The sequence below is a fragment of the Oceanisphaera ostreae genome, from assembly GCF_042676125.1.
GTDB classification, from domain to species: Bacteria; Pseudomonadota; Gammaproteobacteria; order Enterobacterales; family Aeromonadaceae; genus Oceanimonas; species Oceanimonas ostreae.
The window spans coordinates 1-13,587 of the sequence record NZ_JBHTJS010000031.1 but is presented as its reverse complement, the minus strand read 5'-3'; the positions used below and the strand labels follow the sequence as shown (position 1 = coordinate 13,587).

12 protein-coding genes are annotated in these 13,587 nt (G+C 50.2%); 7 read left to right on the top strand and 5 right to left on the bottom strand.

The genetic code is table 11. The features are described from left to right. Positions 1-3: 3 nt before the first annotated feature. A complete protein-coding gene (gene torC, locus ACFQ1C_RS07715) occupies positions 4-1,191 on the bottom strand; it encodes a pentaheme c-type cytochrome TorC (RefSeq protein ID WP_379558030.1) in 1,188 nt (395 codons plus the stop codon). 57 nt (positions 1,192-1,248) lie between these two features. Further along, complete coding sequence (gene napE / locus ACFQ1C_RS07710; protein ID WP_379558029.1) at positions 1,249-1,413, bottom strand: periplasmic nitrate reductase, NapE protein; 165 nt, start codon at positions 1,411-1,413, stop codon at positions 1,249-1,251. A 279-nt stretch (positions 1,414-1,692) separates the two neighbouring features. Between napE and ACFQ1C_RS07705 the strand changes: the two genes are divergently transcribed. Further along, the gene (locus ACFQ1C_RS07705; RefSeq protein ID WP_379558028.1) at positions 1,693-2,985 is read left to right on the top strand and encodes an NCS2 family permease; all 1,293 of its coding nucleotides are present in this window, start codon (positions 1,693-1,695) and stop codon (positions 2,983-2,985) included. Between the two features lie 510 nt (positions 2,986-3,495). Here ACFQ1C_RS07705 and asnS read toward each other — a convergent pair. After that, positions 3,496-4,896, bottom strand: coding sequence for an asparagine--tRNA ligase (gene asnS / locus ACFQ1C_RS07700; RefSeq protein ID WP_379558027.1), 1,401 nt, complete (start codon positions 4,894-4,896; stop codon positions 3,496-3,498). A 121-nt stretch (positions 4,897-5,017) separates the two neighbouring features. Here asnS and ACFQ1C_RS07695 point away from each other — a divergent pair, with 121 nt between their 5' ends. The 3 genes from ACFQ1C_RS07695 to ACFQ1C_RS07685 all read left to right on the top strand — a co-directional run bounded on the left by ACFQ1C_RS07695 (position 5,018) and on the right by ACFQ1C_RS07685 (position 8,268). Then, on the top strand, positions 5,018-5,362 hold the full coding sequence (locus ACFQ1C_RS07695; RefSeq protein WP_379558026.1) for a hypothetical protein: 345 nt from the start codon (positions 5,018-5,020) through the stop codon (positions 5,360-5,362). A gap of 123 nt (positions 5,363-5,485) precedes the next feature. Further along, a complete protein-coding gene (locus tag ACFQ1C_RS07690) occupies positions 5,486-7,549 on the top strand; it encodes a sensor domain-containing diguanylate cyclase (protein ID WP_379558025.1) in 2,064 nt (687 codons plus the stop codon). A gap of 527 nt (positions 7,550-8,076) precedes the next feature. Beyond that, positions 8,077-8,268 carry a hypothetical protein gene (locus tag ACFQ1C_RS07685; RefSeq protein WP_379558024.1) on the top strand — a complete coding sequence of 64 codons (192 nt, stop codon included), beginning with the start codon at positions 8,077-8,079 and terminating at the stop codon, positions 8,266-8,268. Between the two features lie 62 nt (positions 8,269-8,330). Here ACFQ1C_RS07685 and ACFQ1C_RS07680 read toward each other — a convergent pair whose 3' ends face one another. After that, positions 8,331-10,487 carry an FAD-dependent oxidoreductase gene (locus ACFQ1C_RS07680; protein WP_379558023.1) on the bottom strand — a complete coding sequence of 719 codons (2,157 nt, stop codon included), beginning with the start codon at positions 10,485-10,487 and terminating at the stop codon, positions 8,331-8,333. A gap of 280 nt (positions 10,488-10,767) precedes the next feature. Then, positions 10,768-11,139: a hypothetical protein gene (locus ACFQ1C_RS07675; protein ID WP_379558022.1), complete on the bottom strand. Its 372-nt coding sequence runs from the start codon at positions 11,137-11,139 to the stop codon at positions 10,768-10,770. Between ACFQ1C_RS07675 and ACFQ1C_RS07670 the strand changes: the two genes are divergently transcribed. The 3 genes from ACFQ1C_RS07670 to ACFQ1C_RS07660 all read left to right on the top strand — a co-directional run bounded on the left by ACFQ1C_RS07670 (position 11,120) and on the right by ACFQ1C_RS07660 (position 13,195). Beyond that, on the top strand, positions 11,120-11,689 hold the full coding sequence (locus ACFQ1C_RS07670) for a c-type cytochrome (RefSeq protein WP_379558021.1): 570 nt from the start codon (positions 11,120-11,122) through the stop codon (positions 11,687-11,689). The genes ACFQ1C_RS07675 and ACFQ1C_RS07670 overlap by 20 nt on opposite strands. An 8-nt stretch (positions 11,690-11,697) precedes the next feature. Next, positions 11,698-12,441 carry a DUF6969 family protein gene (locus ACFQ1C_RS07665; protein ID WP_379558020.1) on the top strand — a complete coding sequence of 248 codons (744 nt, stop codon included), beginning with the start codon at positions 11,698-11,700 and terminating at the stop codon, positions 12,439-12,441. 370 nt (positions 12,442-12,811) lie between these two features. Further along, positions 12,812-13,195 (top strand): YbaN family protein, encoded by a 384-nt coding sequence (locus ACFQ1C_RS07660; RefSeq protein WP_379558019.1) that lies wholly within the window; start codon positions 12,812-12,814, stop codon positions 13,193-13,195. Positions 13,196-13,587 lie beyond the last annotated feature (392 nt).

Sequence of the window (13,587 nt, the reverse complement as noted above, 5' to 3'; positions counted from 1 at the left end):
GTTTTAGTGTGCGCTATCGGCATAGTCTGATGAGTGTTTTTGCAGGTACTTCAGCACCAGTGCTTGGGTGTCCGCATCCATATTGGTAAAGCCCACCATGCCGGCAAACATCCCCGGCCAAGTGTTGGCATCAAAATGCGCTTCGGCGGGTTGCGAGTGACAAACACTACAACCACTGCGATACGTATCGCGGGCGTAGCCCCAGAGGTCTTCGGCTTCGGGTAGTAGGGCGCCAGATTGAGTCCAAAGTGCAATATTAACTTGCTCCCAAGGGAGGCCGGTCAGCTCATCTACTTTAGCTTCACCAATTACTTCTACTAATTGGTCGTTTTGGGCCACTTCTTTTTCTAACACCATGTTAGGAATATTCATGCCAAAGTCTTCGTACCATACTCGGCCAAAGCCACGGGTTTTACGCCAAGAAGGTACCGCCACTTGTATTTTGTCGCCTTTATGTGCGATTAACGTCACCGGCGCTGCAGCTTCCAATTCACCGGCTTCTTGGGTGAGTGCTTCATCCAAATACAGCGTGACGGCTTGAACCGCAAAGTATTGTTCGCCATCGGTTACCCTAAGGCTGCTCGCGCGTTGTTCTAACTGATCTAGAGCTGGGTCTTTAAATACCATGGTTTCAGGCAGCTGGTGGGCAATGCCTTTATGACAGTCGACACAGCTTTGGTCACGTTCAGCCGCTGGCTTCATAAAGCGTTTAGCGGTATCGGACATCTTATCCCAGTCCATGCTGTTGTAGTCATGGCAGTTACGACACTCAAGCGACCCGTTAGCGGCAAAGCGTGCCCACTCGTGTTGAGCTAGCTCTAAGCGCTTATCAAGAAACTTTTCGCGGGTGTCAATAGTGCCAAATACCGTGCCCCACACTTCCTTACTGGCCTGCATTTTGCGGGCAATTTTGTTGGTCCAATTGTGTGGTACGTGGCAATCTGGACAGGTGGCACGGACTCCCGAGCGGTTAGACCAGTGAATGGTTTCTTGCAATTCTTGATAGACGTTGTTTTCCATTTCGTGGCAACTAATACAAAACTGCTCGGTATTAGTGGCTTCTAGCGCGGTATTAAAACCTCCCCAAAAGATAACACCGGCCACAAAGCCGCCAATCGTTAGCACTCCCAGGCTGATATGCACCGATGGGCGTCTTAGGGTAGTCCAGAATTTTTTTATAAAATTTAGCATATTTATTCTCGCATCAGGTTCCAGAAGGCTGGGAAGAGCTGTTGGTTATTATTTTTATTAAAGGTGTCCGGGTGGGCCAAATATCATTTGTATAAACCACACAATAAAGCCGTAGCCGGCCACGGTAATGACGCTGAGCAAGGGAATAAGCACTACGGTGAGTAATAAAAATGTTTGCCACTCTCGACGACGAGAAGGGGATAAGTCGGATTTATTCATCATGGCGTCCTTAACGTTTAAAAGCATCAGTTTGCCCATAAGCTCAGTACCCTGAAATGTTGCATAGGCTTCGAATGGAAACGTTGCGCGGTGAGCAGTGGCTTAAGGATAACATTTACTACTAGTATGAGAATTGATCGTAGTCAATTAAACCGTATTAATACGGGAACTTTAAAATATTCATCTAGTTTGCAACTTTTTAATTTTGTTGCGTTGTAATTGCCAATTGAGCCTTTTGCAACGATACTTTACACACTTTCATCCCTACAGTAGAGCTCTCCTATGCTGGACAACTATTTTAAGCTTAAAGAGTTGGGCACTAACGTGCGCCAAGAGGTTATTGCCGGTATTACCACTTTTTTAACCATGGCTTATATTATTTTCGTTAACCCCGCTATTTTATCGGAAGCGGGCATGGATTATGGCGCCGTATTTGTCGCCACCTGCTTAGCCGCCGCCATTGGTTGTTTTATTATGGGGCTGTGGGCGAATTATCCTATTGCCCTCGCGCCAGGTATGGGGCTAAACGCCTTTTTTACCTATACGGTAGTGCTAACCGAAGGCTATAGCTGGCAAAGTGCTTTGGGTGCGGTATTTTTCTCTGGCTGTATTTTTGTACTGCTGAGTTTATTTAAGGTGCGGGAATGGATTATTAACTCCATTCCTGGTCCACTTAAAATCGGCATTGCCGCCGGTATTGGTTTATTTTTAGCCTTAGTGGGTCTTAAAAATGCCGGTATTATTGTAGATAACCCCGCCACGTTAGTCGGGCTAGGTGATATCACCAGCTTACCTGTGCTGTTGGCGACCTTGGGCTTTTTCTTGATTATTGGTATGGCTGCCCGTGGTTGGCGCGGTGCTGTGATGATCGGTATTTTAATTATTACCGCCTTGGCAGTGTTGCTAGGAGACGTGCAATATAGCGGCGTGATCTCAGCTCCGCCGTCCATACTGCCGACTTTTATGCAGCTGGATATTGCCGGTGCTTTTAATATTGGCATGTTGTCGGTGATATTTGCCTTCTTGTTCGTCGACTTGTTCGATACATCTGGCACCTTAATTGCGGTGGCTCAGCGCGGTAAAATGCTCGATGAGCAAGGCCGCTTGCCTCGTTTAGGCCGTGCGTTATTGGCTGACAGTACCGCCTCTATCGCAGGCTCTGTGCTAGGTACCTCGACCACTACCTCTTATGTAGAAAGTACCGCAGGTGTGGCAGTGGGCGGACGCACCGGCTTAACTGCCGTGGTCACTGGCCTCTTGTTTATTGCCGCTTTGCTGTTTTCGCCGTTGGCCGGTATGGTGCCTGCCTATGCGACTGCCGGTGCTTTGGTGTATGTCGCCGTGCTGATGATGGGGCAATTAAGCTTGCTACACTGGGACGATATCACCGAAGCGGTGCCCGCCGTGGTGGTGCTGATCATGATGCCGTTCTCTTTCTCCATCGCCAACGGTATTGCCTTTGGCTTTATCAGCTTTGTGGCTGTTAAGGTATTGGCTGGTCGTCATAAAGAAGTCAGCCCAGTAGTGTGGGCACTAGCCGCATTGTTTGTAGTCAAGTTTGCCTTTGGCGTGTAACTAACAAGCAGCGCCGAGCACCTAGCGCCCGGCGCCCAGCTTAAAATAAAGACCAAGACTAAAGACTTCTTCGCCACGGAATCCACGGAACCCACGGAAAAATTAAGATTAGATAAGGGCGAAAGACATGTTATTGGTAAGATCTACAACTAAAGCGTTAAGCCGTTAGCTGTAAGCGGGTCAGCAACGATCGACAAACCCCCGATCTTGTAGCCCTGCGCTTTAGGAATTGATACTCATCATGTCAGCCTACTGCGAATATTCACTGGATATTTGATTAAGCCGAAATAATTCGTCACGGCGAGACAAGTTCTCCCCTGCGGAGCAGCGGATTTATTCGTGTTTTTACACATAAAATCTCTTTTCAGATTTAGTCTCTATTTTTCCGTGGGTTCCGTGGATTCCGTGGCAAAAATAGCTTTGTGTTCGGGGTTTTAGCTTGGTGCACGATGCCCATAAAAAAAACCCGCGGTTGCGGGGTTTTTGCTTGCTAACGCAGGTGCCATTTAATTAGAAATCGGCGTGGCGTGGGGTGCGGGGGAAGGGGATAACGTCACGTACGTTACCCATGCCCGTTACGTATGCCACCAGGCGCTCAAAGCCTAAACCAAAGCCTGCGTGCGGCACGGTGCCGTAGCGGCGCAGGTCACGGTACCAACCGTAGTCTGCTGGGTTTAAGCCCATTTCGACCATACGCGCGTCTAGCACTTCTAGTACTTCTTCACGTTGAGAACCACCAATGATCTCACCGATGCCAGGCGCTAACACATCCATGGCGGCCACGGTCTTGCCGTCTGCGTTCAGCTTCATATAGAACGACTTAATGTCTTTCGGATAGTTTTTAACGACCACCGGTGCTTTAAAGTGCTCTTCCGCCAAATAGCGCTCGTGCTCAGACGACAAATCGATGCCCCATTCCACGGCAAACTCAAACTTCTTACCGCAGTTAATTAAGATCTCAACGGCTTCGGTGTACTCCACCTGAGCAAAGTCTTTCGCAACAAAATCGTGCAGACGGGTAATGGCATCTTTATCTACGCGCTGGGCGAAGAAGTTCATGTCATCCATACGTTCGGCTAACACGGCATTAAACACATATTTCAGCATATCTTCGGCAAGGCTTGCCGCATCGTCCAAATCGGCAAAAGCCAGTTCTGGTTCTACCATCCAAAACTCGGCCAAGTGGCGGCTGGTATTGGAGTTTTCGGCCCTAAAAGTAGGACCAAAGGTGTATATTTTGCTCATGGCACAGGCATAGGCTTCGGCGTTTAGCTGGCCAGATACTGTTAAAAAGGTTTCTTTGCCAAAAAAGTCTTCGCTAAAGTCGACATTGCCCTTGTCGGTGCGTGGCAAGTTTTCTAGGTCTAGCGTCGATACGCGGAACATTTCGCCAGCACCTTCACAGTCAGACGCGGTGATCAGTGGGGTGGCCACCCAAGCATAACCGTTTTCGTGAAAGAAGCGGTGCAGGGCTTGTGCCAAGCAGTTGCGTACCCGCGTGACGGCACCCATCATGTTAGTGCGAGGGCGCAAATGGGCATATTCGCGCAAATATTCAATGGAATGGCGTTTGGCAGCCATTGGGTAGCTGTCAGGATCTTCTACCCAACCAATCACCTTAACGTTGGTGGCTTGTAATTCAAAATCTTGGCCTTGGCCTTGAGATGCGTCTACCGTGCCGGTGATTTCAACTGAACAGCCCGTCGTTAAACGCACCACTTCAGACTGATAATTTTCGACGCTATTGGGCACCACGGCCTGCACCGGATTAAAGCAGCTACCATCGTGAATGGCCAAAAACGAAATACCCGCCTTAGAATCACGGCGGGTACGAATCCACCCCTTAACGGTGAGGGTGGTGCCAACAGGGTATTTACCCGCTAGCACATCAGTAATAGATGCGTGGGTCATGTGAAATCGCTCTCCAGCGTTAACTAAAATCGGCAACCGCCGATAAACTATATAGATAAGACAGCCAATGTTACCCGTGTACACTCAGGACTCAAGCAAAAAGTTGTAAGAGGAGGCCGCTATGGCAGCACAACGTTTTAATTGGCTGAGCAAGCTATTGATAGTAATGACGGTCGGCGGCTGGGCGTTATATGTACTGTTATTGATAATATTTCATTACGGACGACCCGAACAGCACTTCGGATATCTAAAATATCAAGATATTGCGGTGAGAACCGAGTGGTTAACGTGGAATAGTATTTGGTTTCATACGGGTATTTGGGGCGCGCTGGGGCTGGCAGTAACCACGTTTACCTTGGTACATCTAACAAGGCATCGGCAGCTGCAATATCTAAAAATTTACTTGGTGCTGCTAGGGGCTGCTGCCCTCTTTACACTATTGTTGGTCACTTTTTCATCCCGTTAACATTGTCGCGTTAGCGGTGCTAAATTAGTCGCGGATTATGCTATTATTGTCGGCTTATTTATTATCACAAACAGCGCTTCTCACAGACATCACCATAGCTGCAGCAAGGCATAGCACTTATTTATGACGCAACCATTGTTATTAGAACAAACTCGATCTGGTCAAACCGGCTTGTCAGGCTTTACCGTTGACTTACCAATTAAACGCTTAATTTTCAAACGCTTCGTTGCGTTTTTTGTGTTGTTTTGTGTCATCGTGTTGGCGCTGGCTGGCCCCATCTATTGGCAGTATGCTCAAGAGCAGCAACAGCGGCTATTGGCTCAAGAGGAAACCTCAGTGGTGGCCACCACTCAGATGATTCAAAAAGAAATGTATGAACAATTGCATCTGTTAGATCTATTAAAAAACTCACCCGCCATGGTCGAATACTTAAGCAGTGGTAGCGCCACAGACCGTACCCGCCTTGAAGTTTTGTTTAAAAATACGGCTACTACTTATAGCCGTTTTGATCAAATTCGCCTGTTGGATAATTCCGGACACGAATTAGTACGGGTCAACACGCCCCAAGGTGAAGTGCAAGTGGTGCCTTCCGATCGGCTGCAAGATAAATCACACCGTTATTATTTTACCGAAGCCAAAGCGTTGGCAGCGGACCAAGTGTTTGTGTCGCGCATGGACTTAAACGTAGAGCAGGGCGTGATTGAACAACCGCACAAGCCGATGTTACGCTTTGTGACCCCAGTGCTGGATGCTGACGGCGACAGGGCGGGTGTGCTGATACTGAATTTTATGGCACAAAATATGTTGGAGCGATTTCGTCTGCAAATGTCTCGCCGTATCGATCAGCAAGGCATGTTACTCGACCCGCAAGGGTTCTGGCTTAGCAATCATAAACGCAGCAATGAGTGGGGCGCCGATTTAGATAATCCCACTCATAATTTTGCGACTCTGTATCCCGATGCCTGGCCGAGCGTTGCTGCTCAAGAATCAGGGGTGGTGGAAACAGCACAAGGGCTGTTTCGCTTTCAGAGCATAAACCCCTTTGCTTTCTCTCTTAGTCAAAAAACGGATTTTCGGCCGCGGCAAGGGGCATTGCTGTCTGATGCGACTATCGCTAATACCGCGTGGAAGCTGGTGATATTTTTACCTAAAGAAGTGATTCAAGCGCAGTCGGTTTTGTACCAGCCCTTGGGCCGTACAGTGCTGGCTTTAATCGTGCTGAGCTTGGCGGGTGTGGCCTGGTTGTTGGCCTACAACAAAGTACATAAGCTGGCGCGTCGGCGCTATCACCAAGCGGTAACGGCTGAATTAAGCGATTTGTATGAGCATGCACCTTGTGGTTACCACAGCCTAGATACCAGCGGCCATTTTATTCGCATTAATCAAACCGAGTTAGCATGGTTAGGCTACGACCATGAAGAGGTAGTTGGTCAGCCGTTTGTGAACTTTTTAACGCCTGACAGTCAGTTGCGCTTTAATAAGTTTTTTACGCTACTTAAAACCGAGCAAGAAATAGACAATATAGTGCTAGAAATGCAGTGCAAAGATGGCTCGACTTTTTATGTGTCTACCTCTGCAACCTCGCTTAACGATCAAAAAGGGCATTTTGCTATTGCTCGCACCAGTGTATTTGATATTACCGACCGCATACAATTAGAAAGAAAGTTAGAGCAGTTAGCCAATATGGATGCCCTAACTCATATCAGTAACCGCCGCCATTTTTATGAGCGAGGTGAGCTGGAGTTTCAACGGGCAGTGCGTTATAAACATGCGCTGGCGATACTCATGTTTGACATTGACTACTTTAAACGGGTTAACGACACCTACGGTCATGATGGCGGCGATGTAGTACTCAAACAGCTTGCTAAAACCGTGCAAGATAGCTTACGGGATCTCGATGTGTTTGCTCGCTTTGGCGGTGAAGAGTTTATTGCCTTGTTACCTGAGCTATCGGCGGAGCAAGCCGCCTTGGTGGCCGAGCGGCTGCGCCGAGAAATTGCCGAGATGCCAGTTATCATGCCCTCGGGCGAAACCATGAATATTACCGTATCTATCGGCTTTGCGATGTTAACGGCACAAGATAAACAACTCGATGCGTTTATTAAAAAAGCCGACCTCGCGCTGTATCAAGCCAAAGAACAAGGCCGCAATCGAGTCATAGAGTTTAATGCCGACAGCGAGCAATAAAACAGACCCTAACATCGTGCCGCGGTCTGCTAAGTAAGCACGCATAACTTAATATGGATGATGTGGCTAGCTTAGCTTTATCGTCACCCTCGCGAAGGCGGGGGGCCAGTGCCTTTGCAGGAAAAGCGCAGGCTGACAAATCTGCGCCACAAGCCCTGGATTCCCGCCTTCGCGGGAATGACGTTCCTTCGTCGATGTATGGCGACAGAACCACGCCGGTTATGCGGCATTACTTACTTAAGTAAGCACGCATAACTTATATGGATGATGTGGCTAGCTTATCTTTATCGTCACCCTCGCGAAGGCGGGGGTCCAGTGTCTTTGCTGACAGCTCTGCGCCATTACTTATCGCCTGATAGTAAAAAATGGTTATTTTTTGTAATAAAACCCTCTCTCATCGCGTCTTTATAAGTAACCGTTAGACACTGTTGCCATGACGGAGGGCGCAGACCCTGCTATTGATTTAGGCCTTGCAGGCAACAATTTTTATTACAAGGCTACTCACTTAGCTATAAGAGGGAAGCATTATGAAAGCCATTATGTCACTTATGCTGGCGGCGGTATTTACCCTCGCCATGCTACCAACCCAAGCAACCACTGTGTCGGCTAACACCGGTGTGGTTATTCAAACTTTGTCGATGGGCGATGGTGTAGATAATCGTCATTGCAAAATGTTAGAGAAGCAAGGTAAAGGGTTACCCGGTTTTTGTGGGCCTTAAACATAAAGACGAGCGGCATATATGGGGTGGGATGCAACATGCATCCCACCCCATTTTTGTATTTAACGTTTGCCCAAGCGCCAGCGATGATAACGGCTGAGCCAGCTTAGCAATCGTTCGGGCGCATGGGCGCGTTTCCATTCACCGGCCACGTACTTATTGGCTTCCGCCAGCGTAGGGTACACATGAATGGTGCCCAGTATCTTGTTTAGGCCGAGCTTGTGCTTCATGGCCAGCACATATTCCGCCAGTAAGTCGCCCGCGTGTTCACCGACGATAGTTACCCCTAAAATTGTGTCTTTACCAGGCACGGTCAGCACCTTAATAAAGCCCTGCTCCGATCCATCGGTAATGGCTCTGTCCAGCTCGTCGAGCTCAAACCGAGTCACTTCATAGGCGATATGCTGCGCCTTGGCTTCCTGCTCGCTGAGGCCGACTCGCGCCACCTCGGGGTCGACGAAGGTACACCAAGGTATAACCGAATAATCGACCGAAAAGCGTTTGAAATGGCCAAACAGGGCGTTCACGCTGGCAAACCACGCCATATGAGCGGCGGTGTGCGTGAATTGATAAGGGCCGACCACGTCACCCGCGGCGTAAATATTGGAGTACAAGGTTTCTAGATACTCGTTGGTGGTGACGGTGCGCTCTGTGGTGATGCCCAGCGCTTCTAGCCCGTAACCTTGTAGTCGCGCCTTGCGGCCGAGTGCGAGCAGCAGATCGTCGCATTCCAGTATGATTTCTTGATCTTGATGAGTCGCGATGACCCGAATGCCATCGCGCCCTGGCTCTACCCGCAGCGGACTGTGTTCGGTCAACACCCGCACTCCGTCTTTGATGAGGGCACGTTTGACCCATTCACTGACTTCTGAGTCTTCTTTTGGCATCAGGCGCGAGTTGCGCTGCAGCAGGGTTACTTCTGAGCCCAAGCGGGCGAAGGTTTGTGCCAGCTCGCAGCCGATGGGGCCGCCGCCCATCACCAGTAGTCGTTTGGGCGGGGTGTCACGTGCGGCCATGGTGTCCCATAACGTGTCGCTAGTTAGATAGTTGACCCCATCTAGGCCGGTTATTGGCGGCACGGCCGCGCTGGCGCCGGCGGCAATAATGATACTGCGAGCGGTCAATCGTTGTGTGGTGCCGTTTGTCAGTGTTACTTCCACCGTCCAAGGATCGATAAGTTTGCCGTGGCCTTGCAATACGTCTACGCCCAGTTTGGTGTAGCGCTCGACACTGTCGTGAGGCTCAATCTTGCGGATCACGGCCTGCACGCGCTGCATCACGTGTTTGAAGCTGAATTCAGGGGGTGTGCTAGTGAGGCCGTAATGCGCGGCGTGGCGCATCTGGTGGGCCAGTTTAGCGCTGCGGATCAATGCCTTGCTGGGTACACAGCCGGTGTTGAGGCAATCGCCGCCCATTTTATCAGCTTCAATCAGGGTGACCTTAGCTTTTACCGCCGCCGCTATGTAAGAGCTGACCAATCCTGCCGCACCGGCGCCGATCACTATCAGGTTGCAGTCGAAATGGCGAGGTTTGTTAAAACCACGGTACACTTTTTGGCGTTGCACTAAGCGCAACACGGCGCGAGCGAGCAACGGAAACAGGCCCAGCAAGGCAAACGAAGCTAACAAAGCCGGCGACAATATGCCGCTTAAGCTATTAATGGCCGCCAGCTGCGTACCGGCGTTTACGTATACTAGCGTGCCGGGCAACATGCTGAGCTGGCTCACCCAGTAAAAGGTGCGAGCAGGCAGCGCAGTTAACCCCATCAGCAAATTAATAATGAAAAACGGAAATACCGGCACTAGCCGCAGGGTAAATAGATAGAAGGCGCCGTCCCGATTCATGCCTTTGTTCATGGCCTTGAGCGTATCGCCGAAGCGCTGCTGTACCTGATCTCGCAGTAGAAAGCGCGACACCAGAAAAGCCAAGGTGGCGCCGATACTCGAGGCAAACGACACCAACACCAACCCCTGCCACACCCCAAAGAAGGCACCGGCGGCAAGCGTCATAATGGCGGCACCGGGCAGCGACAACACCGCCATCAGCACATATAACACAAAAAAGCCGCCGGCTATCAACCAGGGAGACTCGGCTCGCAGCGTGGCAATGTGCGCTTGTTGTTGTTTTAGAGCCTCGAGGGTGAACCAATCGCCGAGATCGAAGAAGAAAAACAGGGCGACCAGCAGCAATAGCAGGGCAAGCAGCAGGGGTTTGCGCATAAAAACATCCTTTTTATGACGATGAGGCCGGCCTTTATGGCATTGAAGCTAAATAGTGCCGACTATTATTAACATGGTGATTATGAATAAAGACACAACAGGACGAAGAATTCTTACAACGAGATTAGGAGATAGTTAATAAAAAATAAGCTGTTTTTGTAATAACCAGACAGTTTGACGCGTCTTATTACTATGCAGGTACTTTTTATGCGTTTCCTGCCATGGATGACCCTATTTTAAGGAGTATGATCATGCGTCGATGTCATTTTCACTTAGAATCTCACTTTCGTATAACCCCCGTTGCCGCTTTAGTGTCGGCATCCTTGTTGGCTTTAGCGTTATCGGGCCCAGTGCTTGCCGCTGAGTCGGGGGGATCTTTAGCACAAGAGAAGGCAGTGCAACAAATAGCCATGAGCAAGAAGCCTTGTGCTGCTAACCCCTGCAGTGCCACCGAGTCTGCTACCAAGAACCCTTGCGCTACTAAAAAAACCTGTGCGGTGAAGAATCCGTGTTCAGCTAACCCTTGCGCGACCAAGAATCCTTGTGCGGTGAAGAGTCCGTGTTCGGCTAACCCCTGTGCAACTAAAAACCCCTGTGCCACCAAAAATCCTTGCGCGGCCAAACCGGCGGCAGTGAACCCTTGTGCAGCCAAGGCGGTACAGCGCCCTGACAATTATCAGCCTTACCAAGGAGATAAAACCGAGCTGGTAACTTTAGGCAAGGCGCTGTTTAACGATAGCAGCCTAAGTAGCAATGGCCTTTCTTGCAGCAACTGTCACCAAAGCCAGATGATGTATCAGGCAAGCTTTGCCATGGCGTACCCGCATCCGGTGGCGATGGCGCAAGATCAGTTTGGTCTGAGTCAGGTGCATTTGGATGAAATGATCCAAATTTGTATGATGTCTCCCATGGCGACTCAGCCCTTGGCGTGGGACTCGAAAGAACTAGCCGCCTTAGTGGCCTATGTACAAACCGAGCAAGTCAGCTATTCACCCAGTGGCGCTAATCCCTGTGCGGTGAAGAACCCGTGTGCAGCGAAAAGCCCGTGTTCGGCCAATCCCTGTGCGGTGAAGAACCCGTGTGCAGCGAAAAGCCCGTGTTCGGCTAATCCCTGTGCGGTGAAGAACCCGAGTGCAGTGAAAAGCCCGTGTTCGGTTAATCCCTGTGCGGTGAAGAATCCTTGCGCGGCCAAATCACAATAAGGATGCAAATGACCACCACCACACTTCAACCCTTGCCCAGACTGGTGCCGCCGGCGGCGGCCAGCCTGACGGCTGCAGACATTAGCCGGCTACGTGAAGCCGGTGCCCAAATTCGGGAATGCTATCGGGTGATGAGCAAAGGCGGAGTCAACATCGTCGGAGAAGTGCTTAAAGGGCAGGGGACTTTTTTTGAGATGACCCACTACCCCCTAGACGATGCACTCGATAAAGACAGTCACAGCCAATATTACTACCATGCCCATCGCGGTGGCGAGCAAGAGCATGGCCACTTCCATACCTTTTTGCGTGCACCAGGCATTCCTGCCCAGCTGAGTATGCTGAATTATCCACAGGCCAGTGAACCTTGGCCCCAAGGAGAGCAAGCTATTGCTCATTTGGTTGCCATCTCTATGGATGCGTGGGGGTATCCCTCAAGCCTGTTCGCCTGTAATCGTTGGGTGACCGATGAAAGCTGGTATCCGGCACCGGCGGTGATTTCGATGCTGGACCGCTTCGTTATCGATCATGCCAACCCGTCTTGGCCGGTGAATATCTGGCTGAGCAACATGCTGGTGCTATTCCGGCCCCATATAGAAGCGCTGCTGGTGCACCGAGATGCGGTAATCGAGCAGTGGCAGTTGCGGCATCCAGAGCAAGACATCTTTGAAAATCGGCAGCTGGAGATCACCGGCCAGCTATCAATTTCAGTGGATGACTGGCTAGCCGAACTGGAGGCCGTGTCGGATAAGTAATCCCCTTCGGGGAGCTGTACGCTTTAAGCCGTAAGCCGTCAGTTAAAGATAAGAGCGGGTAAACCTAAGAGCGTAAGAGCTATTTTTGCCACGGAATCCACTAAATCCACGGAAAAATAGTGATTAAAAATAAAGGCATAAACCTCTTAGTGGTTAAGACCTTACTAATAAAGACAGTTATACGCTTTACGCCGACCGCTGTACGTAAAACAAACAGAGGGCTTTCTTGAACGTATGGGCTGTTTAAAGCGGCGTAGAGTACCTGAAAATAGATGTTGGGGCGAGCAGGCGGGGGCAAACAGTGCGGTACTTTGGCTCCCGGTGTGGGGCGCGGCCTGCTATAATCGACAGATAATTTTAGGAGGGCGTTATGCGTATATTATTTGCCCTACTTGGTAGCATATCACTGGCGCTGGGCGTGTTGGGGGCATTTTTACCAGTGTTGCCCACCACCCCGTTCGTCTTGTTGTCGGCATGTTTATTCGGTAAGTCGTCACCTAGGGTGCACCATTGGCTGGTCACTCATCCTTGGTTTGGTGGCATGATCAGCGACTGGCAACAACACCGTGGCCTGCGTGCTCATGTGCGCCGTCGTGCGCTGTGGATGATGGCGCTAAGCTTTACTTTTTCAATTTATATGGTGCCGCTGTGGCCAGTAAAAGTGGGCTTGGGTCTGACGTTTGTGGTGCTGGTGCTGTGGTTTTTACGCTTGCCGCTAGTACCCGACCCGCCAGTGCCCGTTGATCGATCATAAATAGTACTCGCTAGATATTGCTCTTACCAATACCTGATTACGTATGATCCTCAGCCACGATGTCGTTCAGTATTATACGGCAAGTTTTTGTTGATATTTATGGAGTAAGTCAGACAGAGCGCACTCCTCCTCCGACTCGCCGTAAACCCATCCCTGGGGGCTCCGCCGCGCCCTCCTTGGCGCGGAGGGTCGGCGGAGCAGACGCCCTCTATCCTCCCACCTGCATCGGCGTCGCCTGTGTCGTAGGTGAACTCTCGCATGACCACTCAGACGTAAAGATTGAGCCGACGACGCCAACCGGTAAGGAAGAGGCTGCTGGGATAGCCTCTGTAGTGGTCAAGTAAAAGTGGCCACGGTTTTAGAGTTTTTCCAAAACAATCGTTCAGACTCGT

Coding starts and splice junctions, on each gene's coding strand:
- torC (WP_379558030.1), bottom strand. CDS start 1,191: ATGCTAAATTTTATAAAAAAATTCTGGACTACCCTAAGACGCCCATCG.
- napE (WP_379558029.1), bottom strand. CDS start 1,413: ATGATGAATAAATCCGACTTATCCCCTTCTCGTCGTCGAGAGTGGCAA.
- ACFQ1C_RS07705 (WP_379558028.1), top strand. CDS start 1,693: ATGCTGGACAACTATTTTAAGCTTAAAGAGTTGGGCACTAACGTGCGC.
- asnS (WP_379558027.1), bottom strand. CDS start 4,896: ATGACCCACGCATCTATTACTGATGTGCTAGCGGGTAAATACCCTGTT.
- ACFQ1C_RS07695 (WP_379558026.1), top strand. CDS start 5,018: ATGGCAGCACAACGTTTTAATTGGCTGAGCAAGCTATTGATAGTAATG.
- ACFQ1C_RS07690 (WP_379558025.1), top strand. CDS start 5,486: ATGACGCAACCATTGTTATTAGAACAAACTCGATCTGGTCAAACCGGC.
- ACFQ1C_RS07685 (WP_379558024.1), top strand. CDS start 8,077: ATGAAAGCCATTATGTCACTTATGCTGGCGGCGGTATTTACCCTCGCC.
- ACFQ1C_RS07680 (WP_379558023.1), bottom strand. CDS start 10,487: ATGCGCAAACCCCTGCTGCTTGCCCTGCTATTGCTGCTGGTCGCCCTG.
- ACFQ1C_RS07665 (WP_379558020.1), top strand. CDS start 11,698: ATGACCACCACCACACTTCAACCCTTGCCCAGACTGGTGCCGCCGGCG.
- ACFQ1C_RS07660 (WP_379558019.1), top strand. CDS start 12,812: ATGCGTATATTATTTGCCCTACTTGGTAGCATATCACTGGCGCTGGGC.